The organism is Amaricoccus sp. W119 (assembly GCF_047275745.1).
Taxonomy (GTDB): Bacteria; Pseudomonadota; Alphaproteobacteria; order Rhodobacterales; family Rhodobacteraceae; genus Amaricoccus.
Genome location: NZ_JBKQWU010000009.1, coordinates 46,171 through 70,360, shown reverse-complemented (window position 1 = coordinate 70,360; position 24,190 = coordinate 46,171). Strand labels below are relative to the sequence as shown.

The following is a 24,190-nucleotide window of genomic DNA, read 5'->3' as shown; positions in this document are numbered from 1 at the left end:
GGCGACCGGCCGCTCCGGTCCGCTGTCAGACGGCTTTCCTGAGCGCCTCGGTCAGGTCGGTCCGCTCCCAGGAGAAGCCGCCGTCGGCATCCGCGGCGCGGCCGAAATGGCCATAGGCCGAGGTCCGCTGGTAGATCGGCCGGTTGAGGCCGAGCTGCGTCCGGATGCCACGCGGCGTCAGGTCCATGACATTCGAGAGCGCCGCCTCGATCGCGGCCTCCGGCACCGTCCCGGTCCCGAAGGTGTCGGCGTAGATCGAGAGCGGCTTCGCGACGCCGATCGCATAGGAAAGCTGGATCACGCAGCGGCTCGCCAGACCGGCGGCGACCACGTTCTTCGCCAGATAGCGCGCGGCATAGGCCGCCGAGCGGTCCACCTTGGTCGGGTCCTTGCCCGAGAAGGCGCCGCCGCCGTGCGGGGCCGCGCCGCCATAGGTGTCGACGATGATCTTGCGCCCCGTCAGCCCGGCGTCGCCGTCGGGGCCGCCGATCACGAAGCGACCGGTCGGGTTCACGTGCCAGGCGGTCGCGTCGGTCAGCCAGCCCTCGGGCAGGACCTCGCGGATATAGGGCTCGACCATCTCGCGCACATCCGCCGAGGTCATGTCCTCGTCGAGATGCTGGGTCGAGAGCACGAGGCTCGACACCTCGACCGGCTTGCCGCCCTCGTAGCGCAGCGAGAGCTGCGATTTCGCATCGGGGCCGAGGCGCGGCTCGGTGCCGTCCTTGCGGACCGCGGCGAGCCGGCGGAGGATGGCATGGGCGTAGTGGATCGGCGCGGGCATCAGTTCCGGCGTCTCGTCTACCGCGTAGCCGAACATGATGCCCTGGTCGCCGGCGCCCTCATCCTTGTCCTCGCCCGCGTCCACGCCCTGGGCGATGTGCTCGGACTGGCCATGCAGGTAGTTGTGCACCTGCAGCGTCGCCCAGTGGAAACCCTTCTGCTCGTAGCCGATGTCCTTCACGCAGTCGCGGACGATATCCTCGACCCGCGCCAGGACGTCGCCGGGCCCACGCACTTCGCCGCCGACCACGACACGGTCGGTGGTGGCGAATGTCTCGCAGGCGACGCGCGCCTCGGGATCGACGGCGAGGAAGGCATCCAGCACCGCGTCGGAGATGCGGTCGCAAACCTTGTCGGGATGCCCTTCGGACACGGATTCGGAGGCAAAGATGTATTCGCCGCGGTTACTCATGCAACAAAACCTTTCTCGGTTCGAACAGCAGCGTACCTAAGCCACGGCGGGGAGCGAGGTCAACGACCTATGCGGTGACCGGCCGCGCGACCGCGCCGCGCCACACCGACGTGATCGTGGCCGCGTGATCGTCGCGACGTGATCGCGGCGCTCTTCCCGGCGGTTTGGACGGTGGAAGCCGGACTTCGCGCGGCGACATGACGCGGCGCGAAAGAAGCCGGAGCGATCCCGCACGCCGGCTCTGGGCCGCCCGGGCGGGTGTTGCCCCGCCCGCCGCGCCGGGCGGCCGGTCGGGAACCTCTTCGCATGCGCGAAAATCAGCCGGAGGCCGCGCGCCCCTCCGCGCGCTGCGCGGCCAGCGACCGCACGAGGGCGAGCACCGACGACCGCGTCTCCTCCGCGCGGATCGCGCGGTACGCCTCGACGAGTTCGCTCTCCTTGTCATGGATCGGCCGGATCTCCAGACCGCCGACGGAGCCTTCGAGCCCCTCGAAGAAGAACCCGAGCGACACGTCGAGAAACATGGCGATCTGATAGAGCCGGCCCGCGCCGATCCGGTTCGACCCCTTCTCGTACTTCTGGATCTGCGAGAAGGTGAGCCCGAGCTGCCTGCCGAGGCGCCCCTGGCTGACGCCCAGCGCTTCCCGGCGCATACGCATCCTCGACCCGACATACCTGTCGATTTCATTCGCGGTCAATGGCAACTCACCACCCCAAAAAATCATTGCCCCAGCGCCACTTGGCCGCGCCATGCTAGGTCTGAGACAAAACCACCCTGGAAATTCTTATCGGTGGCGGGACTTCAAAATTCCATCGCGAAAAACTGTAGCAGTTAATACGAAAATTGAAACCATTAATAAGACTGACGGGCCGTCGCCGGTCCGGGCGTATGTAGTCTTCGGAAACGTGCCCGGAAGCGGGGCATCGAGGTAACCCTGCTCGCCGAGGCCGAGCTCCGCGACGATCTCTCCGCGCGGACCGACCATCGCCGAGATCCCGGTGTTCGCCGCCCGCGCGAGCGGCAGACCCTGCTCGATCGCACGCGCCCTCGCCTGGGCGAGATGCTGATACGGGCCGGAGATTTCGCCGAACCAGGCATCGTTGGTCACCTGTATGAGCCATTCGGGACGCTCGCCGCGCGCGCGTGCCGCTTCCGGGAAGATCGCCTCGTAACAGATCAGCGGCAGGAATGGTGGGACTCCGGGCGCGGAGACCACGCGCGAGCCCGGGCCGGGGGTGAACCCGCCCCGGGTCAGGGTCGTGAGCGCCGGGATGCCGAGCCGCGCGGTCAGGCCCTTGAGCGGGATGTACTCGCCGAAGGGAACGAGTCTGACCTTGTCATAGACGGCCCCGACCGCGCCGTCCGGGCCGAGGGCTGCGAGCGCGTTGAACCAGGCCCAGCCTCCGGCGCGAGACTCAGCCCGGCGGATGCCGAGCAGGAGATGGCCGTCGGGGCCGACCGAGGCCGCCGCCGCGGCTTGGGCGGCGGGATCGTTGTCGAGAACGAAGGCGACCGCGGTTTCCGACCAGATCGTCACATCCGGCATCGGATCGGCCGGCGCGGCGCTCAACGCCAGGTGGCGGCGAAAGAACGCCTGCTCGCGACCCGGCAGCCATTTCTCGTTCTGCGGCATGTTGGGCTGGACGATTCGCACCTGAACCGGATCGGCGCGCACCGGCGCGGGGGGCGACAGCCGCCAGGCGCCGAAGCCCCAGCCAGCCGCCACGAGCAGGCCCGCCGCGACGATCGCCGGCGGCCGGGCCAGTCCGAGGACGAGCCCCGCGCACAGCGTCAGGAAGGTGAGGCCATAAGGTCCGGTCAGCGCCAGGACCTGCGCGATGGGGGTGTCGATCCAGGCATAGGCCTGCAGCGCCCAGGGAAAGCCGGTCAGCACATGGCCCCGGGCGAATTCGATCAGGCTCCAGGCCGCGGCGAGCAGGATCGCGCGGCTCCAGCCCCGGTGCCAGAAGCGATGCGCGGCGGCGAAGGCGGCTCCCCAGAACAGCGCCATGCCCCCGGCCATGCCGATCAGGGCGACAGGCGCCAGCCAGCCGAAGACCTCCGGCTCGACCATGAACGGCTCGACGATCCAGAACAGGCCGGCGCCGAAAAAGCCGACTCCGACGCTCCAGCCGAGTCCGAACGCGCCCATCGCGCGCCGCGTCCCGTCCATCAGCCAGAGCACGATCGGCAGCGTGAGGAAGATGAGCGGTATCCAGGAGAGCGGCGGCTGAGCGCCCGCGAGTCCCGCCCCCGCCAGCATCCCCGCGGCCATGCGGCGCCAGCCGCGGAGCGCAGGCAGACTGCGCGCGATGTCACGCGGCGCGCGGGCGAGCAAGCGCTGCAATCCGTCTACTCGGCGGCGGCCCGCAGATCCGGACCGGGCCGCAGCCGAAGCCGCGTCAGGCGGCGGACATCGCCGTCGAGGATCTCGAATTCATGGCCCGCGGGATGCGCCACCAGTTCGCCAACCGCCGGCACCCGGCCCGCGAGCAGGACGACGAGCCCGCCGAGCGTGTCGACTTCCTCGGCGCGGTCGGGCGGCATCAATTCGATGCCCGTCTCATCCTCGAAATCCTCGATCTCGACCCGGGCCTGCGCGATGATCGAACCATCTGGCTCGCGCGCCCAGAGCTGGCTCTCGGCCTCGTCATGCTCGTCGGCGATGTCGCCCACGATCTGCTCGACCAGATCCTCTATGGTGACGAGACCGTCGACCCCGCCGTATTCGTCGATCATCAGTGCCATATGCGTATGCGCCGCCCGCATCTTCTGCAGCAGCGCGCCGATCGGCATCGAGGGCGGCACATAGAGCAGCGGGCGGATCAGCGGCCCGAGGACGAAACCCTCGGCCGGCGCGCCGAAGCCGTAGGTCAGCGCGAGGTCCTTGAGGTGGATCATGCCGCGCGGCTGATCCAGCGATTCCGTATAGACCGGCAGGCGCGAAAGCGTGCTCTCGCGGAAGGTCTCGACCAGCTGTTCGAGCGAGCAGTCATCGGGCACCGCGACGATCTCGGCCCGCGGCACGGAGACGTCATCCACCCGCATCGATGCGAGCTTGCGGAGGTTGAGGAGCATCTCGTCGGAGGAATCCCCCCCCGTCTCCTCCTCGTCATCATTTTCGCGATCTTCGGCTTCGGGGCTCTCGCGCCGGAAAAGCCGTGAGAAGAACGTCGATCTGGCGGGACTGTCCGGATCTCCATCGTCCGATACGTGCTGCCCCGTCGCCGGGTGCGCGTCATGTGTCTCGCCCATATCTCCCTATCCGGAAACCACCGCGCCCAAGGGGCGCCCCTATCGCGAATATGGGTCGGCCACCCCCAGACTGGCAAGTATTTTCGTCTCGAACATTTCCATCTCGTCGGCCTCGTCTTCCATCTCGTGGTCGTAGCCGAGCAGGTGCAGGAGCCCGTGCACGACGAGATGCGCCGCATGGTCGGCGAGGCCGATCCCGCCCGACTCCGCTTCCCGCGCGCAGGTCTCGTAGGCCAGCGCCAGATCGCCGAGAAAGAGCGGCTCGGGATCCTCGGCGGCCGGCGCGGGCACCGCCTCCTCGAAAGCCGGCCAGGACAGCACGTTGGTCGGCCCGGGTTTCCCGCGGAAATCCGCGTTCAGCGCGGCGATGCGCGCGTCGTCGCAGGCGAGGAGGCTGACCTCGTGTCGCCCGGGATCGCGCCCCGCGGCCTCGAGCGTCCGGCGCGCGGCGGCCTCGGCGACCGAGGCGATTCCCGCCGCCTCCCAGCGCGGCTCCTCGATCACCAGATCGACCAGCGGATTCTCGCCGACCCGATCCATGTCGACCAGATCCGCGCCGACCGGGCCCTCGCTGGCTGAATTCTCATCGGGTGAGTTTTCGCCGGGTGGAGTTCCCCCGGCCGCCGCCGCGCTCATCTCCGGCTCCTACCCCTCGGGGCGCGCGCTCTCGTAGGCGCGGATGATCCGCGCGACGAGAGGATGGCGCACCACGTCCTCGGCCTTGAAATAGGCGAAGCCGATGCCCTCGACCCCGCGCAGTACCCTTTCCGCCTCCACGAGCCCCGACATCACGCCGCGCGGCAGATCGATCTGCGTCACGTCACCGGTCACCGCCATGCGGCTGCCTTCGCCGAGCCGGGTCAGGAACATCTTCATCTGCATCGTGGTCGCGTTCTGCGCCTCGTCGAGAACCACGAAGGCATTGGCGAGCGTGCGGCCGCGCATGAAGGCGAGCGGCGCGATCTCGATCTGCTTCTCCTCGATCATCTTCTGCACCTGCTTGGGCGGGAAGAAGTCGTTCAGCGCGTCGTAGAGCGGCTGCATGTAGGGATCGACCTTCTCCTTCATGTCGCCGGGCAGGAAGCCGAGCCGCTCGCCCGCCTCCACCGCCGGGCGGCTGAGTATGATCTTGTCGACCCGACCCTCGATGAACATCGCCACCGCCGCCGCGACCGCGAGATAGGTCTTGCCGGTCCCCGCCGGACCGACGCCGAAGACAAGTTCGTGCTGGAAGAGGTGGCGCACATAGGCGCGCTGAGTCGGCGTCCGCGGCTCCACCACCTTGCGCCGGGTGCGGATCTCCAGCGGTTCGGCCCCGAACATGTCGAGCTGCCCGGGGTCCGGTTTCGCGGGTGCGGGATCGCGCTCGCCGCCCGGTCCCATCCGGATCACCGCGTCGATGTCCCCGGGCGTCACCGGCCGCCCCTGCTCCAGCCGCGCATAGAGCGCGCGCAGCACCTGTTCGCCCGCAGCCGTCGCCTCGGCCGTGCCATGGAGTGCGAGTTCGTTGCCTCGTCGGTGGATCGCCACGCCAAGCCGCTGCTCGATCTGGACGATGTTCCGGTCCAGTTCTCCGCAGAGATCGATGAGCAAGCGGTTGTCCGGAAACTGCAGCACACTGTCGGATGTTTCATCCGTGATCGGAGCGGGATAGGGGGCGTTGGTCGCCAATGGGCCTCCGGCGGCAAGAGACTGCGGGACAGGTCGAGACTGCCCCAGCCGGGGCAACCGCGCAAGCGCAAGCTCAGGAGCCCGCGGCTCCGTCGCCTGTCCGCGACGCGGGGTCATCGGCCGGAACCGTCCGCTTCCTGCCGCAGACCGACTTGCAGAGCTTCGGTTCCTGCCGGTCCCAGTAGGGGGCGAGAAACTCCAGGAATTCGTCATAGGCGGCGCGAGCGGCGGCGTAGCCGTGGCGCGCGACATTCAGCCGCTCCATGTCGAATTCGTCGAAGAGCGCCGCCAGAACCTTGTCATCCCGCGCGGCGCCGCCGTGGTGGTGAATGTAGAGCCGCCGGCCGAAGTAGCAGCAGGGCAGCAGATAGCCTTCGAAATCGAGATAGGCCGTCGATTTCCGGATCGCCTCGCAGTCGATATAGGCCTCGGTCCGCGTGACTTCCTCCCGGTCGATCGAATGCCGGCCTTCCACCTTTGGCGCCACCTTGGCCGTCGGCGGCTCCAGCACGAATTCCCGCCCGCCGAGGGTGTAGCGGAAGTCCGGCCCGTTGAACCGGTTCGACGGATAGGCTCGAAAGCCCACGAAGCCGAGTTGCTTCGCCATCGCCTCGGCCTTCGCAACCTCGTGCTCGTTGTGGCGGAAGACCAGCATCCGCCACTGGGCCCTGCCGCCCTTGTCGATGAAGGCGGTCAGATTGCCGATGACGCGGGCGAAATCGGTCCGCACCCGGTAGAGGCTGTTCGTCTCCTGGCTCGCCCCGTCGATCGCTGCGACGACCTCGAACCGCTTGCCCTTCGCCGCCTCGGCGAGTGCGCCCCACCAGTCGCGCCCGCGCATTCCCGCGTTGGTATGAAGCTGGAGTTTCAGCTTCGGATTCGCCTCCCAGCAGTAGCGCAGGATCTCGATCAGATCCGGCACCACGGCGGCGTCGCCGTAATTGCCGCAGAAATACGCCGATTCGAGCCCGGCCAGAAGCTCCGGTGGGCTGTAGGCGCGAAACTCTTCGAGGCTCGACGCGTGTTTGGCGAGCCAGTCCTGGGGACGGCAGCCTCCCGGGTCCGTCCTTGGACATTGCGGGCAGCCCGCGTTGCAGAGGTCGGTGATGTCGTAGTGCACACAGTCGATGGAAGCCGCGGCCGGCCGCGGCGCCTCGGCGTTCACGCCGCGTCGAGCAATTCGCCGAAAAGCGAATTGCGTCCCGCGGCCGTCACGCGCGCCCGCACGATCCGGCCGATCAGCTCCGCGCCCGCGTCGATCTGGACCGCGTTGAGATAGGGCGACTTGCCGGCGATCTGCCCCGGTTCGCGGCCCCGCTTCTCGATCAGGACCGGCAGGTCCCGCCCGATCATGGTTTCCTGAAACGCCGCCTGCTGGCGGCCGAGCAGGTCCTGCAGCCGCTGGAGCCGTTCGGACTTCACCGTCTGGGGCAGGTCTTCCCGCCCGGCGGCGGGCGTGCCGGGTCGCGGGGAATAGGCGAAGGAGAACGCCTGAGCGTAGTTGACCGCCTCGACGAGCGCGAGCGTATCGGCGAAATCGCCATCGGTCTCGCCGGGGAAGCCGGTGATGAAATCGCCCGAGAGCGCGATGTCCGGCCGCGCGGCGCGGATGCGCTCGATCAGGCGCAGGTACTGTTCCGCGCCGTGCCTGCGGTTCATCGCCTTCAGAATCCGGTCGCTCCCCGACTGCACCGGCAGATGCAGGAAGGGCATCAGCTTCGGCTCCTGCCCATGGGCCGCGATCAGGTCGTCGGACATGTCGTTCGGATGCGAGGTCGTGTAGCGGATGCGCGCGAGGCCCTCGATCTTCGCGAGGCTGGCGATCAACCCCGCCAGCGTCTCGCCGTTCTCGTCGCGATAGGCGTTCACGTTCTGGCCGAGGAGCGTGATCTCGACCACGCCGCGTGCCACCAGATCGCGCGCCTCGGCGAGGATGCGCCCGGCGGGGCGCGAGACTTCGGCGCCGCGGGTATAGGGGACGACGCAGAACGCGCAGAACTTGTCGCAGCCCTCCTGAACCGTCAAGAAGGCTGCCGGCGCCCGCCGCGCCCGGGGCGCCTCGGGCAGATGGTCGAACTTGTCCTCTGGCGGGAACTCGGTATCGACCGGCCGCTCGCCCGCGCCCGTCCGGTCGAGCATCGCGGGCAGGCGGTGATAGGCCTGCGGCCCGACCACCAGATCGACGAGCGGCGCACGCCGCAGGATCTCGCCACCCTCGGCCTGGGCCACGCAGCCGGTGACGCCGATCCTGAGATCGGGCCGCGCGGCCTTGAGCGGGCGCAACCGTCCGATATCCGAATAGACCTTCTCGGCCGCCTTCTCGCGGATATGGCAGGTGTTCAGCAGGATCAGATCGGCATCATCGGCGGTATCGGTCGCCTCATAGCCCTGGGTCGCCAGCGCGGAAGCCATCCGTTCGCTGTCATAGACGTTCATCTGACAGCCGTAGGTCTTGACGAAAAGCTTCTTTCCCGGCGCGGACATTCCCCGTACCCCTCAAACCGAAAGGCACACCGGCCGTGGGCCGGGTGCCTTCCGTCAACTCAGATGTGGCGCTGAAGTGGGTTTACTTCGCCCGGGGCTTGCGGCCAAGCCCGATCTTCTTCGCCAACTCCTGCCGCTTGGCGGCGTAGTTCGGCGCCACCATCGGGTAGTCCGGCTTCAGGCCCCATTTCGCGCGGTATTCCTCCGGCGTCATGCCGTAGGCGGTCATCAGGTGCCGCTTCAGCATCTTCAGCTTCTTGCCGTCCTCGAGACAGACGATGTAGTCGTCCGTCACCGATTTCTTCACCGGAACCGCGGGGGTCAGTTCGACGGAAGCCGCCTCCTCGCCGGAGGCGAGTTCGGTCAGCTTCGTGAAAACCGACTGGATCAGCTCTGGAACTTCGTTCTGGACGACGGCGTTGTTCGCCACATGCGCCGAAACGATTTCAGTGGTCAGCGCCAGAATCTCGCCGCGCCCTATCGTCTGATCTTCCATCATCCTGAATTTTCCCGCTTCTGCCGGCGCTTCTCCGGATGGAGCGCCGGGATTGTCCGTTTCAATCGGCCGTGCCTCACGATACCGATGCGATACTACACTATTTAGATCGCATTCAAGAAACAAGCGTTCCATCCAAATAACGAAAAAAGTGTTTCACCTGATTGTGAGTGATCGTTAATCGTGATCGCCACGCGACGTGGCTGGGGGAGGGCATTCGCTCAGGGCAGAACTTCGCAACGCATTGACCAAACCGTTGCCGACAATGGGTAACGTCTATGCCGTTACTGCCCCAGATGCGACGCGGAATTTACTCGGAGCGACCGGATCAGCGCATTTCCGCTCATAGCATTCGGAATTTCTCAACCACCGCGAGAATCGTCCTCGCCTCAGATAAATCTGAATACTCTCATTGGTTGAGTCAACGCAACCCACCTCATACCAAGGCGATTAGCACACTTCCGCCGATCGCCAAGGGGTTGCCTCAGGCGGGATCGAGGAGGCCGCGCTGGCGCAGGAGCGCCTCGACACCCGGGAGCCGGCCCCGGAACGCCTCGTAGAGTTCCGCCGCGTCGCGCGAGCCACCGGCGGAGTAGATCCGCGCCGCCAGACGCTCCGCGACCTCCGGATCGAACGGATCGCCGGCCTCCTCGAAGGCGGCGAAGGCGTCGGCGTCCATCACCTCCGACCACATGTAGGAGTAATAGCCCGAGGAATAGCCGTCGCCGGAGAAGACATGCGCGAAATGCGGCGTGGCATGGCGCATCGGGATCGCACGGGGCGCGCCGAGCCCGGCCAGGGTCTCCGCCTCGGCCGCCATCGGATCGGCCGGCGCGGGTCCGGCGTGGAAGTCGAGGTCCACCAGCGCCGAGGTGACATATTCGACCGTGGCGAAACCCTGATCATAGTTCCGCGCGGCGAGCAGCCGTTCGAGAAGCTCCGCCGGCATCGGCGCCCCGGTCCGGGCGTGCCGCGCGTGTTCGGACAGGACCTCGGGCGTCGAGAGCCAATGCTCGTAAAGCTGGCTCGGCAGTTCGACGAAATCGCGCGCGACCGAGGTTCCCGAGATGAACGGATAGGTCACGTCCGACAGAAGGTTGTGCAGCGCATGGCCGAACTCATGGAACAGGGTCCGCGCGTCGTCGAAGGTCAGCAGGTTGGACGATCCCGCCGGGGCCTTGGCGAAGTTGCAGACGTTGACCACGATTGGCCGAACCTCGCCGTCGAACTTCGACTGCGACCGGAAGCTCGAACACCAAGCGCCCGACCGTTTCGAGGACCGGGCGAAATAGTCGCCGATGAAGACGCCCATGTGCCGGTCGCCCGCGCGGACTTCCCAGGCACGCGCGTCCGGATGGTAGAGCGGAATGTCGAGCGGGTGGAACGACAACCCGAACAGCCGGCCCGCGACATCGAAGGCGGCGGCGATCATGTTGTCGAGTTCGAGATAGGGCTTGAGCTCGGCCTCGTCGAGATCGTGCTCGCGCTTCTGCCGGATCGCGGAGTAGTAGCGCCAGTCCCAGGGCTCCAGGTCGCCGTTGACGCCATCCTCACGCATCAGATCGGTGAGCCGCGCGGCGTCTTCCTCGGCGCGCACCTTCGCAGGCTCCCAGACAGCCGTCAGCAGGTCGCGCACCGTCTCGGGCGTCTTCGCCATTTCGGTATCGAGCTTGAACGCCGCGAAACTCTCGTAGCCGAGCAGCCGCGCCCGCTCCTCGCGCAGCTTCAGCGTCTCGGCGACGATCGCGCGGTTGTCGGTCTCGCCGCCGTTCGCACCGCGCGCGACCCAGGCGCGGAACGCCTTCTCCCGAAGATCGCGCCGGGGCGAGAACTGCAGGAACGGGACGATCAGGCTGCGCGAGAGCGTGACGACGTGACCACCATGCCCCCGTTCCTTCGCCGCCTCCTCCGCCGCCGCGACGACGAAATCCGGCAGGCCTTCCAGGTCTTCCGCCCCGAGTTCCATCGCCCAGGACTTCTCATCCGCCAGGACGTTCTGGCTGAAGGCCGTGCCAAGCTCCGCGAGCCGGCTCATGATTTCCGTCAGCCGCTCGCGGTCCGCGCCTTCGAGCTCGGCGCCGGCGCGGCGGAACATGCGGTGATAGAGCATCAGCACCCGACGCTGTTCCGCGCTGAAACCGAGCGTCTCCGCCCGCCGCTCGAGCGAGTCGATCCGCTCGAACAGCGGGGCGTTCAGCATTGTCGCGGAACCATGCGCCGAGAGCTTCGGGCTCAGGTCGCGGCGCAGCGCTTCGAGCGCGTCATTCGTGTGGGCGCCCGCGATGTTGAAGAAGATCGCGCCGACCCGATCAAGCTCGGCCTCCGCCCGTTCCATCGCCTCGATCGTGTTCTCGAAGCTCGGCGGCGCCGGATCGGCCGCGATCGCATCGATCCGGTCGCGCGCCCTCGACATCGCCAAGTCGAAGGCTGGCGCGATGGCCTCGACACTGACCCGGTCGAAGGGGGGCAGGCCGAACCTGCCCTCCCACTCCCCGATCAGCGCCTCGACGCCGGGGGTATCCGCCGCGACCGTCTCCGACATTCCAGAGCCTCCCTCAGATCCGTTCGCGACACATCGGAAGGTTTGGAGATCGGGTCAAGGGGCGGTGCCCGAGTTGATGGTCTGGTCCACGCCCTGCGCGAAGGCCTGGACGAGAGCCTGATAGAAGGCTGTGCTGTCGGTCGAAGGCTGCGCCCCGGGCTCCACCGCCTGCGCCTGCGCCATGCTGGCGCTCACGTTGTAGGTCCCGAGCGGCGCATCGCGCATGTCGGTCACGGTGACCCGGCCGCTCAGCGTCGAATTCTGACCGAAGCCCTCGTTGTAGGACTCGGCGAGAGAGAGTTCGTCCACGTCCACCTCGATCCGGGCGCCGTCCGAAGAGATGTCGTTCACGAACTGATTCGCGAGCGCGGTTTCGAGATCCGCGCTGAGATTGTCCCAGTACTCGACCGCGCTCGGGTTGCCGACCGAGGTCAGATCGGTATTGACCGAGATCTCCGAAATCGCCTGGCGGGTCGGAGCCGCCGGTTCGGACGAACAGGCTGCGAGCGCGAGCGCCGAGGCGGTCAACAACGCGAATGCCTTCATGACTGAATCCCTCCTTATCAAGTCTTCGGCGGACTTATGCGGCCCGCCGGCGGACAGGTGGACCCGCCCGCGGCCATGAAACCCGCGATCTCCGAAATGGTTCCGGGTCGGAAATCGCCCGCGACTCGTCGGGAGATCGACTTCACCGAGGTCATCTATGGTCTAAACGGACGCGGTGTGAATCGCAGTCCAGCAATCGAGGGTAGACAACGATGAAAAGCCATGCGCGGGCGGTGGTGGTGGGCGGCGGCGCCGTCGGGGCCGGGATCGCCTATCATCTGGCCAAGGCCGGATGGTCCGATGTCGTGCTGCTCGAGCGCGACGAACTGACCTCGGGCTCGACCTGGCACGCCGCGGGGCTCCTGCCGCTCTTCAACATGAGCTATGCGACGAGCCACATCCACGACTATTCGGTGAAGTTCTACAAGTCGCTCGAGGAAGAGACCGGCCTCAACGCCGGCTTCTCGGTCGTCGGCAACCTGCGGATGGCGCAGACCGACGCGCGGATGGACGAGTTCCAGCTCTACGCCTCGACCGCCGAGACCGTGGGCGTGCCCTACGAATGGCTGACCCCCTCCGAGATCCGCTCGCGCTGGCCGCTGATCCGGACCGAGGATCTGAAGGGCGCGCTGTTCCATCCGACCGACGGCTACATCAACCCCGCCGATGTCACCCAGGCGATGGCCAAGGGCGCGCGGCAGCGCGGCGTCGAGATCGTACGCAAGGCGCAGGTCGATTCCTATGAATGGACCGGCTCGGAGTGGATCGTGCGCGGCCGGATCATGGCGGAGCGCGGCGGCAACCTGCTGGCCTCCGAACAGACCTTCGAGATCCGCGCCGAGCATGTCGTGACCGCGACCGGCAACCACGCGCAGCGCACGGCGAAGCTTCTCGGCATCAAGAGCCCGGCGATCCCCGTCGAGCACCAGTATATCGTGACCGAGCCGGATCCGGCGCTCGTCGAATGGCGCAAGTCGAACCCCGAGCATCCGGTCATCCGCGACGCCGACGCGCTCTGGTACGTGCGCGAGGAGCGCGGCGGCTGGATTCTCGGTCCCTACGAGGACGGCGCCCCGGCGCGGTTCGAATACGGCGTGCCCGACAGCTTCCGCGCCGACCTCTTCCCGCTCGACCTGGAGCGGATCGAGGAGGAATACATGTCGATGATCCACCGCCTGCCCTCCTCGGAGTCGGTCGGTCTCAAGGACGATTTCAACGGCCCGATCTGCTACACGCCCGACGGCAACCCGCTGGTCGGCCCGGCGCCCGGCCTGCGCAACATGTGGCTCGCGGAGGGCTTCTCCTTCGGCATCACCGCCGCGGGCGGAACCGGCTACTATCTCGCGCAGATGATGGTCGAGGGCGAGGCGGAGATCGACATGGCCTCGCTCGATCCCAAGCGCTACGGGCCGTGGATGACCACCGAATACGCGGCGCGCAAGAACGAGGAGAGCTATTCCCACGTCTTCGTCCTGCACCACCCCGACGAGGAGCGCGAAGCCTGCCGCCCGCTCCGGACCGCGCCCTGCTACGACCGGGTGAAGGCGCGCGGCGCCCAGTTCGGCGTCGTGAACGGCTGGGAGCGGCCCAATTACTATGCGCCCGAAGGGTTCAACGACCACGACTCGCGCAGCTTCCGCCGCGGCGGCTGGTGGCAGTACGCGGTCGAGGAAGCCAAGGCGATCCGCGAGACGGCGGGTCTCATCGACGCCTCCGCCTTCGCCAAACACTGGGTCTCCGGCCCGGGCGCCACGGCCTTCCTCGACTGGTTCACCACCAACAAGCTGCCGAAGGTCGGCCGCATCAACCTCACCTATGCGCTGACCGGGGCCGGCACGACGCGGACGGAATACACGATCGTCCGCCGCCAGGAGAACGGCTACTACCTCGTCTCCGCCGGCGCCTGGACGGCCTATGACGCCGACAACCTGAAGAAATCCGCCGAGGATTTCATGGCTGAGGGCGGCGAGACGGTCATGGTTCATGACGTGACGACGCAGTGGGGCGTCTTCGCGCTCGCAGGACCGAACAGCCGGGCGATCCTGAAGGAGCTGATCCGCGACGCGGAGCCGGAAACCGCGCTTTCGAACAAGCGCTTCCCCTGGCTCTCGGCGCGGGAGATCGAGCTCGGCATGGTTCCGACCGTCGCGATCCGCGTGGCCTATACCGGCGAGCTCGGCTGGGAATTGCATCACCCGATCGAGATGCAGAACCACCTCTTCGACCGGCTGATGGAGGCGGGCGAGAAGCACGGGATGAAGCTCGTCGGCGCGCGGGCGCAGAACTGGCTCCGGCAGGAGAAGAGCTACCGCGCCTTCGGCAACGAGCTCGGCCGCGACGCGACCCCGCTCGAAGCGGATCTGCCGCGTTTCGTCGATCTCTCGAAGGACTTCCGCGGCAAGGCGGCCATGGAGGCGAAGGGCATCCGCTCGAAATGCGTGACGCTCCTGATCGACGGCCCGTCCGACGCCGATCCCTGGGGCCGCGAGGCGCTCTACACGCCCGAGGGCGAGCGGACCGGACGCCTCACCTCCGGCGGCTATTCCGTCGCCTTCGGGAAGTCGATCGGCATGGGCTATGTGAAGCCCTCCGAGGCGGAAGTCGGCCGGAAGCTCAAGGTGAAGATGCAGGGCCAGCTCTGGGACTGCGAGATCGTCGAGGACAGCCCCTACGACCCGACGAACGCCCGCATCCGCCAGGACGGCTGAACAGGACGGCTTGAACCCCCTTTCCGAAACCCGTCCGGGCGCTAATGTCACGGCGCCCGGACGGGAAGAAGGAAGGGAATTGCATGCACAAGGTTTCAGTCCTCGTCGGCAGCCTCAGGAAGGCGTCGATCAACAGGACCTACGCGAAGGCGCTGGGAAGACTCGGCGCCGATCTCTTCGAGCTCGACTATCCCGACCTCGACCTGCCGCTCTACAACGAGGATCTCTGGGCCGACCCGCCCGAGGGCGTGCTGAAGCTGAAAGCGTCGGTCGAGGCCGCGGACGCGGTGCTGTTCGTCACGCCGGAATACAACCGCACCTTCACGCCGGCGATCAAGAACGCGATCGACTGGGGCTCGCGCCCGGTCGGGCAGGCGTGCTGGCCGGACAAGCCCGCCGCCATCACCGGCGCGGCGGGCGGTGCGATCGGAACCGCGGTGGCGCAGGCGGCGCTGCGCTCGGTCGTGGTGGGCCGCGGCATGGTGCTGATGGGCCAGCCCGAGGTGCTCTATCAGCTTCTGCCCGATGCGATCGACGCCGAGGGCGATTTCACGAGCGAGAAGACCCGCGACTTCATGCGGAGCTTCCTCGAGAAGTTCTCCGCCTGGATCGCGAAGCACGGCTGAGCGCCAGGACGCGCGCGCCGGCGCTCAGACCGCGTAACGCTGGATCGTCCGGGCGAAGAGCGCCGAATCGACGTTGCCGCCCGAACCGATGGCGATCACGCTGTCGCCCGCGATCTCGTCGCCGTGGAAGAGCGCGGCGGCGAGCGCGACCGCGCCACCGGGTTCCAGCACGACGCGCAGATGCGTGAAGGCGAGTGCGACGGCGCGGAGCGCCTCCTCGTCCGAGACCACGAGCCCCGGACCCGCGAGGCGGGAGAGGATCGGGAAGGTCATCTCGCCCGGCCGCGTCGTCAGGATCGCGTCGCAGACCGAGCCAGAGAGCGCGGCATTGCCGAGCCGGGCATGGGCGGCGAGAGAGCGGGCCATGTCATCGAACTGCTCCGGCTCGGTCGGGCGCACGCGCAGACCCGGCGCCAGCTCTTCGAGCGCCAGCGCGATCCCCGCGCTGAGCCCGCCGCCACCGCAGCAGACCAGCACGTCGCCCGCGGCGATCCCGGCCTCGCGCGCCTGTTCGGCGATCTCGAGCCCCGTGGTCCCCTGCCCCGCGATCACCTCCGCGTGGTCATAGGGCGGGATGATCGTCAGCGACCGCGCCTCGGCGATCTCGCCGCCGATCGCATAGCGGTCCTGCGTCGCGCGGTCGTAGAGCACGACCTCGGCCCCGAGCGCGCGGGTGTTGTCGATCTTCACAGAGGGCGCGTCGGAGGGCATCAGGATCACGGCGGGCGCCCCGAATTCCTTCGCCGCGCGCGCGACGCCCTGCGCGTGATTACCCGACGAGAACGCCAGCACGCCGCGCGCCCGTGCCTCGGCCGGGAGCGCCGAGACCGCGGCCCAGCCGCCCCGCGCCTTGAAGGAGCCGGTCACCTGCAGGCATTCGGCCTTCAGGTAGATCCGCCGCCGGGCGAGCCTGTCGAGCGCCATGCTGGACAGGAGCGGCGTCCGCCGGATGCGCCCCCGCGCGCGATCCGCCGCCGCACGGATCGCCGCGAAATCGCTCATGCCATCGGCCTCGCGAGCAGCGCGTCGAGCGCCCCGAGCGATTCGGGCTCGTCGAGGAAGGGAACATGCCCGCGGTTGGGCACCTCGGCCACGATCAGATCGGGGCGCCGCGCCCGCATGCCGGCGACCGTCTCGCGCGAGAGAAGATCGGAGTTCGCGCCGCGCAGGACGGCGGCCGGAATCCCTTCGAGCGCGTCGAAGAGCGGCCACATGTCGGGCGCGGGCTCGACCGAGCCCGAGAGCGCCGCGTCGCGCAGCTTCGGGTCGTAGTTGAGCGCCATCCCCTCGGGCGTCTCCAGGAACCAGCGGCGGGCCGAGAGCTCCCAGCGCTCCAGCGGCACGTCGGGGAATTCCGCCGCGCTCGTCGCCCGGAGCGCCGCGGCGACCTCGGCATAGGTCCGGCCCTTCGGCGCGATGCCGACATAGCCCATGATCCGTTCCAGCCCAGCGGGCGCGATCTCCGGACCGATGTCGTTGAGGAGCACCGCGGCGAGCCGCTGCTTCACCGTGGCGGCGAGCAGCATCGCAATCAGCCCGCCCCGCGAGGTACCGACGATTGTCACCTTGTCGAGGCCGAGATGATCGAGAAATTCGACCGCGTCGCGCCCCTCGATCGCGACATTGTAGTTCTTCCACTCGGGATCGAAATCGGACCCGTGCCGGCCGCGCGACGTCAGGGCGATCAGCCGGTAGCGCCCGCCGAGCGCCGCCGCGAGATCCTCGAAATCCGCCGCGTTCCGGGTAAGCCCCGGCAGGCAGAGCAGCGGCCGGCCCGCGCCCGTGTCGGTATAGGCGAGCGAAAGCCCGTCCGATGTCGTGAAACGCTGCGTCATGCACGCTCCTCTTTGCTGTCTCGCACGATCCGGGGCCAGATCGCCGCGAATGCCGCGTGCCCCGGCCCATCCGCCACGCGCGGGGCAGTGGAGTCGGTATCGAAAAACGTTCCGTCGGCGTCGAGGACGATGGCCCGGAACATCGCGGGAACCGGTCTCAGGACAGGAATTCCGGCTGCGCCATGCCGAGAGCATGGAAGCCGCCATCTACGAAGATGATCTCGCCCGTGACCGAGGCGCCGAGATCGGAGGCGAGATAGACCGCCGTGCCACCCACCGATTCGAGCGTCGCATTGGCGCGCAGGGGGGCGTTGCGCTCGACCGCGTGATAGACCTTGCGCGCTCCCGCGATCGCCGCGCCCGCGAGCGTGCGCATCGGCCCGGCGCTGATCGCATTGACCCGGATGCCGTCGGGGCCGAGATCGTTCGCCAGATAGCGCACCGCGCTCTCGAGCGCGGCCTTGGCGACGCCCATCACGTTGTAATGCGGCGTCACCCGCTGCGCGCCGATATAGGTGAGCGTGATGATCGAGCCGCCGGGGCGCATCATCGGGGCTGCGCGGCGCGTCACCTCCACGAGGCTGTAGCAGGAGACATCGAGCGAGTTCAGGAAATTCTTCCGGCTCGTATCGACGAACCTGCCGTCAAGCTCCGCCTTGTCGGAATAGGCGATCGCATGGACGAGAACGTCGAGCCCGCCCCAGCCCGACTGGAGCGTCTCGAACACCGCGTCGAGCGAAGCGGGGTCCTGAACGTCGGCGGGCAGGATGTATTTCGCGTCGAGCGACTCGGCGAGCGGCACGACACGGCGGCCGAAGCCGGTGCCCTGATAGGTGAAGGCGAGCTCGGCGCCCGCGGCATGCATCGCCTTGGCGATGCCCCAGGCGATGGAGTGATCATTGGCGACCCCGAGGATCAGCGCGCGCTTGCCCGCGAGCAATCCGGCGCCGGTCTGCGTCGAGGCCTCAGTCATGGTACCTGCTCATGATAAGGGAAGCATTCGTCCCGCCGAAACCGAAGCTGTTCGACATCACCGAGTCGAGCCCCGCGTTCTCGACAAGCCGCGTCGCGATCTCCTCCGGCCGGATCTCGGGGTCCAGCGTCTCGACATTGATCGAGGGGGCGATGAAATCGTCGCGCAGCATCAGCATGCAGTAGATCGCCTCCTGCGCGCCGGTCGCGCCCTGGCTGTGGCCGGTCATCGACTTGGTCGAGCTGATCGGCGGGGTCGCGCCGTCGCCGAAGACGCGGCGCACCGCCTCGACCTCCGGCACGTCGCCGACCGGGGTCGAGGTGCCGTGCGCGTTGATATAGTCGACCTTGCGATCGGGGCCGAGACCCTCGACGGCGATCCGCATCGCCCGCTCGCCGCCGACGCCCGAGGGTGCCACCATGTCGTGCCCGTCCGAGGTCGCACCATAGCCGGTCACCTCGGCGTAGATCTTCGCGCCGCGGGCTTTCGCGTGTTCAAGTTCCTCGAGCACGACCATGCCGCCACCGCCCGCGATCACGAACCCGTCGCGATCGGCGTCGAAGGCGCGCGAGGCGGCTTCGGGGCGGTTGTTGTACTTGGTGCTCATCGCGCCCATCGCATCGAAGAGGCAGGAGAGCGTCCAGTCCAGTTCCTCGCCGCCGCCGGCGAAGACGATATCCTGCTTGCCGAACTGGATCTGCTCGACGCCCGAGCCGATGCAATGCGCGCTGGTCGAACAGGCCGAGGTGATCGAGTAGTTGAGGCCCTTGATCCTGAACGGTGTCGCGAGGCAGGCCGATACCGTCGAGGACATGCAGCGGGTGACCATGAACGGCCCCATCCGCTTCGGTCCGCCCTTCTCGATCACGGTGCGGTGCGCCTCGAACATGTTGCGCGTCGAGGGCCCGCCGGAGCCCGCGATGAGCCCGGTGCGCTCGTTCGAGACATCGGAGGCTTCCAGCCCGGAATCGGCGATCGCCTGTTCGAGCGCGATATAGGCGAAGGCCGCGCCGTCGCCCATGAAGCGGAGCTGGCGCTTGTCGATACGCTCGGCGAGATCGATGTCCGGCTTGCCGTGGACCTGGCTGCGGAAGCCGTGCTCGGCATAGTCGGGGGCGAAGGAGATGCCGGACTTGCCGGCCTTCAGCGCCTCCGCGACGGAATCGGCGTCATTGCCGATCGAAGAGACGATGCCGAGTCCGGTGACGACGACGCGGCGCATGGCGGTTCCTCCTCGGGTCTATTCCTGAAACAGTCCGACCTTCATGTCGGTGGCGGTGTAGATCACCTTGCCGTCCGCCTTCATGGTTCCGTTGGCCATGCCGAGCTTCAGCTTGCGATCGATGATGCGGGTGAAGTCCACTATGTATTCGACGAGCTTGACCTCGGGCGTGACCATGCCGGTGAACTTCACCTCGCCCACGCCAAGCGCGCGCCCGCGGCCGAGCATCCCGCGCCAGCCGAGGTTGAACCCGGTCAACTGCCAGAGCGCGTCGAGTCCGAGGCATCCGGGCATCACCGGATCGCCGATGAAGTGGCATTCGAAGAACCAGAGATCGGGCCTCACGTCCAGTTCGGCCACGACATGCCCGAGGCCGTTCGAGCCGCCATCGGCGGAGATCTCGGTGATCCGGTCGAACATCAGCATCGGCGGCGCGGGCAGCTGCGGATTGCCGACGCCGAACATCTCCCCGCGGGCGCAGGCGAGAAGCCCTTCGTAGTCTATGCTGCTCGGGCGGTCGTTCATCGCTGCTCCCAGCCCCCGGGCCAGCTCCCGGGACTGTCCATTCCAAGTAAAACCGCGCGATCCCTAACACCCTCCGCGCGCACGGCGCAAGGGCCCGCCCCCGGCTCCCCATCCGGCACCGATCGGGCTCCCGTCGGACACCGGCCGCAGATGAGAATACGATTCCCGTCGCGAAATGGAACGCGAGAATCCGGCCGCATGCCACTGGAAATTCCTGAGGCATTTGGTTATGTGTTTTCGGTAGCTAGTTTCGGGGGCAAACATCATGCCGGGTGCGGAACCGGATCGTCGCCAGGCGCGGCTCAGCGCCGCCAGATGGTTGACCGGAGCGGGTCTCCGGCCGACGCGGCAGCGGCTTGCCCTGGCCGAACTCCTGATCGGCGACGGTCGCGACCGCCATGTCACCGCCGAGACGCTGCACGAGGCCGCCCGGTCGCTCGAGGTCTCGGTATCGCTCGCGACGGTCTACAACACGCTCAAGGCCTTCTGCTCCGCCGGGCTTCTGCATGAGGTGACGGTGGACGGCACGCGCTCCTATTTCGACACGCGCACCGACGATCACCCGCATTACTACTGGGAAGAAGACGGCCATCTGACCGATGCGCCGAACGACGCCGTGCGCCTCATGGGCGAGCCGACCCTGCCCGAGGGCGCGACCCTGAGCCGCGTCGACGTGGTGATCCGGCTGCGCCGCAAGACCTCCTGAACCGCGCCGGTCTCCTGAGCCCCGGAACACTTCCGGCTAATCGATCGCCTCTCCGGGTCCGACGCCCCAGATGACCGCGCGGGGCAGCCAGCCTTCACGTCCGTCGGCGATGATCTCGCACCAGGCACCGGCGCAGGAGTCGACGCGGCCGATCACCCCGGGCTCGGCGATCGCCACGACCCGCGCGGTTTCCTCCGGCCGTTCGCGAAGCGCCACCCGCTCGGGTCCGAGGACCAGCGCGGTCCGCGTTCCCGACAGCAGCGCGTGATGGACCCAGCCGCCCTTGCCCTCGACATCGCGCACCCGGCGCCAGTTTCCGTATTCCCCGGTGATCTCCAGCGGCATGCCGCGGTGGCGGAATTCCCAGTCCACCCGCTGGTCGAGGCTCGGCCCCCGCCGCGCATTGGCGCTCTCGCCGCGCATCGAGACGAAACGGGGCAGCGGAAGACGGGTGACGGGCCCGACGCCGGAGACGATCGCCTGCGCGCCGACGCCCGGTTCATCGGACGCGGCGGCGGACACGCTGGCGGACAGAGCGCCTGTCACAGCGACTTCCTCGCCGCGGGCGGCCGGGACGAGCACTGCGAAGACGGCCAGCCCGAGTGTGAGACCAGCGATCGGACCAGCGGTGAGCCGCCCGAACCGGCGGAAGAGTTCGGCCATCGATTCCTGCTCTCGACCTCTTATGCCGGGAATGTCTGGATTCCTCCGGACTCCCCGTGCAATTATCCCGCGACGATACCAAAAATACGCCTCAGAGGAACAGGAAAGCGCATGGCCCCGCCCAGATTGAAAGTCGTCGTGACACGGCGCCTGCCCGAGCCCGTCGAGGCGCGGATGCGCGAGCTCTTCGACGTGACGCTCAATCCCGACGACACGCCGATGATGCCGGAGCAGCTCGTCGCCGCGATCGCCGATACCGACGTTCTGGTCCCGACGATCAACGATCAGATCGACGCGCGGATGCTCGCCCAGGCCGGCCCCCGGCTGAAGCTCATCGCGAATTATGGCGCGGGCTTCGACCATATCGATGTCGCGACCGCCCTGCAGCGCAACATCATCGTCTCGAACACGCCCGGCGTGCTCGCGGAGGATACCGCCGACATGGCGATGGCGCTGATCCTCGCCGTGCCGCGGCGACTGCCCGAAGGCGCGGAGCTGATGCGGACCGGCGAATGGCGGGGCTGGAGCCCGACAGCGCTGATGGGCCACAGGATCGCCGGCAAGCGGCTCGGCATCCTCGGCCTCGGCGGCATCGGCCGCGCCGTCGCCGCCCGCGCCAAGCCCTTCGGGCTCGAGGTGCATTATCACGCCCGCCGCCGCGTGCGGCCCGAGATCGAGGAGGCGCTCGGCGCGACCTGGTGGGAAAGTCTCGACCAGATGCTGGCGCGGATCGACATCCTTACGATCCACGTGCCGCACACGCCCTCGACCTTCCATCTCCTGAACGCGCGGCGGCTGAAGCTGATGAAGCCCACCGCCTATCTCGTGAACACCGCCCGCGGCGAGGTGGTGGACGAGAACGCGCTGACACGCATGCTGCGCGCGGGCGAGCTCGGCGGCGCGGGTCTCGACGTCTACGAGCACGGCCACGAGGTCAATCCGCGGCTTCGCCAGCTCTCGAACGTCATGCTGCTGCCGCACATGAGCTCGGCGACCGAGGAGGGGCGCATGGAGATGGGCGAAAAGGTCATCATCAACATCAAGACCTTCGCCGACGGACACCGCCCGCCGGATCAGGTCGTCCCATCAATGCTCTAAACGCCCGCGGGCGCCGGAAGGACAAGTCACTTGGCCGTCGATATCTACCAGCCGAACGCGCAGGATACCCTGAACCTCGAGGAACTGGGGCTCTACCACCAGATCATGCGCTATCGCGCCGCCGAGGGGCTCGATCCCGTCCGGCTCTCCGCCTCGCTCACGCTGACGGCGGGGCGGCATGTCGTGGACACGCGCGAGAACATCTGGGGCGAGGATCTGGACCTGCCGGACGGCGCCAATCTCCACAGCTGGAGCGACGCGCCCTATATGGAAGACGGCTCGGCCCCCGAGGTGATGTGGGAGGCCCCGGAGCGGCTCGGAACCGACTATCCGGGCAATGGCTACGAGATCACCGGCGCGGGCTACGAAACTTCGGCGGCGGCGCTCGAAGGCTGGCAGAATTCGCCCTCGCATGACCAGATCATCCTGAACGAGGGCCCGTGGGCCCTGCTCGAATGGAATGCGATCGGGGTCGGCCTCGACCGGAGTTCCGGCGCGGGCCCCTATGCCGGGCGGGTCTATCACGTCTGGTTCGGCACCGAGTCGGACCCCGCGGGCCCGCCGGAAATCGTCGGGACCTCCGGCGACGACGATGTGGAGGTGACCGATTTCGCCGATATCCTCAACGCCGGCGACGGGGACGACACGATCGACGGCGGCCGCGGCAACGACCGGCTGAGCGGCCAGGACGGCGACGACCGGCTGATCGGAGGGCGCGGCGACGACCGGCTGTCCGGCGCCGCCGGCGAGGATGTGCTCTTCGGGCGCGCGGGCAACGACACGCTGCTGGGCGGACGCGGCGAGGATCTTCTGAACGGCGGCTCGGCGGCGGACCGCCTGTCGGGCGGTCAGGGCGCGGACCGGCTCGCGGGTGCCACGGGGCGGGACACGCTCGACGGCGGCGGCGGCGGGGACGTGCTCGAAGGCGGCGACGGCGCCGATGTGTTCGTGTTCGGGAGCTTCTACGATTCTCCGGCGAACCAGCCGACGCGCGACGTCATCGCGGATTTCCGGACCGGGCTCGACCGCGTCGACCTCTCCGAACTCGCCTCCAATCTCGATTTCATCGGCGGCGCCGCGTTCTCCCATACGCCGGGTGAAATCCGTAACGCCTTCGATGTGTTGTCGGTCGATCTGAATGGTGACGGCCGCGCCGATCTGCAGGTCGAGCTCGGCACCAACGCGCTCACCGAGGCCGATCTGATCCTCTAGGATCGGGCGCGCTGCCGGAGGATGGGGCGCGGCGGAAGGGGGATGAGCCCCGCGACGGCGGCTCACCCACCGACCCGCAGCCCGAGAAAGAGCCCGCCGATCGAGGCCAGGACCGACAGGATGACATAGCCCGCGGCGGTCGCGATCGCGCCGCGTTCCATCAGGACCGCGGCGTCGAGCGAGAAGGTCGAGAAGGTGGTGAAACCGCCGAGAACCCCGGTGGTGATCAGGAGCCGCCATTCCTGGGTGATCTCGGGCCGGGCGAGAAAGACCTGCGTCAGAAGCCCCATCAGAAAGGAGCCGAGCACGTTGACCGCGAGGGTGCCGAAAGGGAACCCTGTGCCGAGCATCCGCGCGGCGAGCAGGTTCACGCCGTGACGCATCGCGCCGCCGAATCCGGCCCCGACGGCGACGATCAGGAAATTCCCCAAC

Annotated in this window: 23 protein-coding genes; 5 read left to right on the top strand and 18 right to left on the bottom strand. The window is 67.9% G+C overall.

Features of this window, described 5'->3' with window-relative positions:
• Positions 1-25 precede the first annotated feature (25 nt).
• From metK to ACLJK8_RS07485, 11 genes are all read right to left on the bottom strand, one after another.
• Positions 26-1,195, bottom strand: coding sequence for a methionine adenosyltransferase (metK, locus tag ACLJK8_RS07535; protein ID WP_413149504.1), 1,170 nt, complete (start codon positions 1,193-1,195; stop codon positions 26-28).
• 317 nt (positions 1,196-1,512) lie between these two features.
• The gene (locus tag ACLJK8_RS07530; protein ID WP_413149560.1) at positions 1,513-1,854 is read right to left on the bottom strand and encodes a helix-turn-helix domain-containing protein; all 342 of its coding nucleotides are present in this window, start codon (positions 1,852-1,854) and stop codon (positions 1,513-1,515) included.
• A gap of 126 nt (positions 1,855-1,980) precedes the next feature.
• Complete coding sequence (lnt, locus tag ACLJK8_RS07525; protein WP_413149502.1) at positions 1,981-3,543, bottom strand: apolipoprotein N-acyltransferase; 1,563 nt, start codon at positions 3,541-3,543, stop codon at positions 1,981-1,983.
• A gap of 5 nt (positions 3,544-3,548) precedes the next feature.
• Positions 3,549-4,274, bottom strand: coding sequence for a CBS domain-containing protein (locus ACLJK8_RS07520; RefSeq protein WP_413149500.1), 726 nt, complete (start codon positions 4,272-4,274; stop codon positions 3,549-3,551).
• Between the two features lie 216 nt (positions 4,275-4,490).
• On the bottom strand, positions 4,491-4,991 hold the full coding sequence (gene ybeY, locus ACLJK8_RS07515) for an rRNA maturation RNase YbeY (RefSeq protein WP_413149558.1): 501 nt from the start codon (positions 4,989-4,991) through the stop codon (positions 4,491-4,493).
• Positions 4,992-5,096: 105 nt separating this feature from the next.
• Positions 5,097-6,122: a PhoH family protein gene (locus ACLJK8_RS07510; RefSeq protein WP_413149499.1), complete on the bottom strand. Its 1,026-nt coding sequence runs from the start codon at positions 6,120-6,122 to the stop codon at positions 5,097-5,099.
• Between the two features lie 73 nt (positions 6,123-6,195).
• Positions 6,196-7,287: a hypothetical protein gene (locus tag ACLJK8_RS07505; RefSeq protein WP_413149497.1), complete on the bottom strand. Its 1,092-nt coding sequence runs from the start codon at positions 7,285-7,287 to the stop codon at positions 6,196-6,198.
• Positions 7,284-8,606, bottom strand: a complete 1,323-nt coding sequence (miaB, locus tag ACLJK8_RS07500) for a tRNA (N6-isopentenyl adenosine(37)-C2)-methylthiotransferase MiaB (RefSeq protein WP_413149496.1) — start codon at positions 8,604-8,606, stop codon at positions 7,284-7,286. Before miaB ends, ACLJK8_RS07505 begins: the two co-directional genes overlap by 4 nt.
• Positions 8,607-8,688: 82 nt before the next feature.
• Positions 8,689-9,102 carry a MucR family transcriptional regulator gene (locus ACLJK8_RS07495; RefSeq protein WP_413149557.1) on the bottom strand — a complete coding sequence of 138 codons (414 nt, stop codon included), beginning with the start codon at positions 9,100-9,102 and terminating at the stop codon, positions 8,689-8,691.
• Positions 9,103-9,586: 484 nt separating this feature from the next.
• Positions 9,587-11,644: a M3 family metallopeptidase gene (locus ACLJK8_RS07490; RefSeq protein ID WP_413149495.1), complete on the bottom strand. Its 2,058-nt coding sequence runs from the start codon at positions 11,642-11,644 to the stop codon at positions 9,587-9,589.
• A gap of 54 nt (positions 11,645-11,698) precedes the next feature.
• On the bottom strand, positions 11,699-12,190 hold the full coding sequence (locus ACLJK8_RS07485) for a hypothetical protein (RefSeq protein WP_413149493.1): 492 nt from the start codon (positions 12,188-12,190) through the stop codon (positions 11,699-11,701).
• Between the two features lie 212 nt (positions 12,191-12,402).
• On the opposite strand from ACLJK8_RS07485, the gene ACLJK8_RS07480 reads away from it, so the two are divergent.
• Both ACLJK8_RS07480 and ACLJK8_RS07475 read left to right on the top strand, forming a co-directional pair.
• A complete protein-coding gene (locus tag ACLJK8_RS07480; RefSeq protein WP_413149492.1) occupies positions 12,403-14,898 on the top strand; it encodes a GcvT family protein in 2,496 nt (831 codons plus the stop codon).
• 83 nt (positions 14,899-14,981) lie between these two features.
• Positions 14,982-15,524, top strand: a complete 543-nt coding sequence (locus ACLJK8_RS07475; protein ID WP_413149491.1) for an NADPH-dependent FMN reductase — start codon at positions 14,982-14,984, stop codon at positions 15,522-15,524.
• A 24-nt stretch (positions 15,525-15,548) separates the two neighbouring features.
• Here ACLJK8_RS07475 and ACLJK8_RS07470 read toward each other — a convergent pair whose 3' ends face one another.
• From ACLJK8_RS07470 to fabA, 5 genes are all read right to left on the bottom strand, one after another.
• Positions 15,549-16,526, bottom strand: coding sequence for a threonine/serine dehydratase (locus ACLJK8_RS07470; RefSeq protein WP_413149489.1), 978 nt, complete (start codon positions 16,524-16,526; stop codon positions 15,549-15,551).
• Entirely contained in the window at positions 16,523-17,359 is an 837-nt protein-coding gene (locus ACLJK8_RS07465; RefSeq protein WP_413149488.1) for an alpha/beta fold hydrolase, read from the bottom strand. Before ACLJK8_RS07465 ends, ACLJK8_RS07470 begins: the two co-directional genes overlap by 4 nt.
• Before the next feature lie 157 nt (positions 17,360-17,516).
• Positions 17,517-18,332: an enoyl-ACP reductase gene (locus tag ACLJK8_RS07460; RefSeq protein WP_413149486.1), complete on the bottom strand. Its 816-nt coding sequence runs from the start codon at positions 18,330-18,332 to the stop codon at positions 17,517-17,519.
• Complete coding sequence (gene fabB / locus ACLJK8_RS07455) at positions 18,325-19,554, bottom strand: beta-ketoacyl-ACP synthase I (RefSeq protein ID WP_413149485.1); 1,230 nt, start codon at positions 19,552-19,554, stop codon at positions 18,325-18,327. The genes ACLJK8_RS07460 and fabB overlap by 8 nt, the downstream gene beginning before the upstream one ends.
• 18 nt (positions 19,555-19,572) lie before the next feature.
• The gene (gene fabA, locus ACLJK8_RS07450) at positions 19,573-20,079 is read right to left on the bottom strand and encodes a 3-hydroxyacyl-[acyl-carrier-protein] dehydratase FabA (RefSeq protein ID WP_413149484.1); all 507 of its coding nucleotides are present in this window, start codon (positions 20,077-20,079) and stop codon (positions 19,573-19,575) included.
• Positions 20,080-20,344: 265 nt separating this feature from the next.
• Here fabA and irrA point away from each other — a divergent pair, with 265 nt between their 5' ends.
• On the top strand, positions 20,345-20,785 hold the full coding sequence (irrA, locus tag ACLJK8_RS07445) for an iron response transcriptional regulator IrrA (RefSeq protein WP_413149482.1): 441 nt from the start codon (positions 20,345-20,347) through the stop codon (positions 20,783-20,785).
• Between the two features lie 36 nt (positions 20,786-20,821).
• Here irrA and ACLJK8_RS07440 read toward each other — a convergent pair whose 3' ends face one another.
• A complete protein-coding gene (locus ACLJK8_RS07440; RefSeq protein ID WP_413149481.1) occupies positions 20,822-21,448 on the bottom strand; it encodes an SH3 domain-containing protein in 627 nt (208 codons plus the stop codon).
• A 111-nt stretch (positions 21,449-21,559) separates the two neighbouring features.
• On the opposite strand from ACLJK8_RS07440, the gene ACLJK8_RS07435 reads away from it, so the two are divergent.
• Positions 21,560-22,546, top strand: coding sequence for a 2-hydroxyacid dehydrogenase (locus tag ACLJK8_RS07435; RefSeq protein ID WP_413149480.1), 987 nt, complete (start codon positions 21,560-21,562; stop codon positions 22,544-22,546).
• A 30-nt stretch (positions 22,547-22,576) separates the two neighbouring features.
• Positions 22,577-23,758, top strand: coding sequence for a M10 family metallopeptidase C-terminal domain-containing protein (locus ACLJK8_RS07430; RefSeq protein WP_413149478.1), 1,182 nt, complete (start codon positions 22,577-22,579; stop codon positions 23,756-23,758).
• 62 nt (positions 23,759-23,820) lie between these two features.
• Here ACLJK8_RS07430 and crcB read toward each other — a convergent pair whose 3' ends face one another.
• Entirely contained in the window at positions 23,821-24,189 is a 369-nt protein-coding gene (crcB, locus tag ACLJK8_RS07425; RefSeq protein ID WP_413149477.1) for a fluoride efflux transporter CrcB, read from the bottom strand.
• Between the last annotated feature and the right edge of the window lies 1 nt (position 24,190).

What these genes read in the sequence shown, in the direction of transcription:
- metK (WP_413149504.1), bottom strand. Translation starts at nt 1,195, where the DNA reads ATGAGTAACCGCGGCGAATACATCTTTGCCTCCGAATCCGTGTCCGAA.
- ACLJK8_RS07530 (WP_413149560.1), bottom strand. Translation starts at nt 1,854, where the DNA reads ATGCGTATGCGCCGGGAAGCGCTGGGCGTCAGCCAGGGGCGCCTCGGC.
- ACLJK8_RS07520 (WP_413149500.1), bottom strand. Translation starts at nt 4,274, where the DNA reads ATGCTCCTCAACCTCCGCAAGCTCGCATCGATGCGGGTGGATGACGTC.
- ybeY (WP_413149558.1), bottom strand. Translation starts at nt 4,991, where the DNA reads ATGGATCGGGTCGGCGAGAATCCGCTGGTCGATCTGGTGATCGAGGAG.
- miaB (WP_413149496.1), bottom strand. Translation starts at nt 8,606, where the DNA reads ATGTCCGCGCCGGGAAAGAAGCTTTTCGTCAAGACCTACGGCTGTCAG.
- ACLJK8_RS07495 (WP_413149557.1), bottom strand. Translation starts at nt 9,102, where the DNA reads ATGGAAGATCAGACGATAGGGCGCGGCGAGATTCTGGCGCTGACCACT.
- ACLJK8_RS07490 (WP_413149495.1), bottom strand. Translation starts at nt 11,644, where the DNA reads ATGTCGGAGACGGTCGCGGCGGATACCCCCGGCGTCGAGGCGCTGATC.
- ACLJK8_RS07485 (WP_413149493.1), bottom strand. Translation starts at nt 12,190, where the DNA reads ATGAAGGCATTCGCGTTGTTGACCGCCTCGGCGCTCGCGCTCGCAGCC.
- ACLJK8_RS07480 (WP_413149492.1), top strand. Translation starts at nt 12,403, where the DNA reads ATGAAAAGCCATGCGCGGGCGGTGGTGGTGGGCGGCGGCGCCGTCGGG.
- ACLJK8_RS07475 (WP_413149491.1), top strand. Translation starts at nt 14,982, where the DNA reads ATGCACAAGGTTTCAGTCCTCGTCGGCAGCCTCAGGAAGGCGTCGATC.
- ACLJK8_RS07470 (WP_413149489.1), bottom strand. Translation starts at nt 16,526, where the DNA reads ATGAGCGATTTCGCGGCGATCCGTGCGGCGGCGGATCGCGCGCGGGGG.
- ACLJK8_RS07465 (WP_413149488.1), bottom strand. Translation starts at nt 17,359, where the DNA reads ATGACGCAGCGTTTCACGACATCGGACGGGCTTTCGCTCGCCTATACC.
- ACLJK8_RS07460 (WP_413149486.1), bottom strand. Translation starts at nt 18,332, where the DNA reads ATGACTGAGGCCTCGACGCAGACCGGCGCCGGATTGCTCGCGGGCAAG.
- fabB (WP_413149485.1), bottom strand. Translation starts at nt 19,554, where the DNA reads ATGCGCCGCGTCGTCGTCACCGGACTCGGCATCGTCTCTTCGATCGGC.
- fabA (WP_413149484.1), bottom strand. Translation starts at nt 20,079, where the DNA reads ATGAACGACCGCCCGAGCAGCATAGACTACGAAGGGCTTCTCGCCTGC.
- irrA (WP_413149482.1), top strand. Translation starts at nt 20,345, where the DNA reads ATGCCGGGTGCGGAACCGGATCGTCGCCAGGCGCGGCTCAGCGCCGCC.
- ACLJK8_RS07440 (WP_413149481.1), bottom strand. Translation starts at nt 21,448, where the DNA reads ATGGCCGAACTCTTCCGCCGGTTCGGGCGGCTCACCGCTGGTCCGATC.
- ACLJK8_RS07435 (WP_413149480.1), top strand. Translation starts at nt 21,560, where the DNA reads ATGGCCCCGCCCAGATTGAAAGTCGTCGTGACACGGCGCCTGCCCGAG.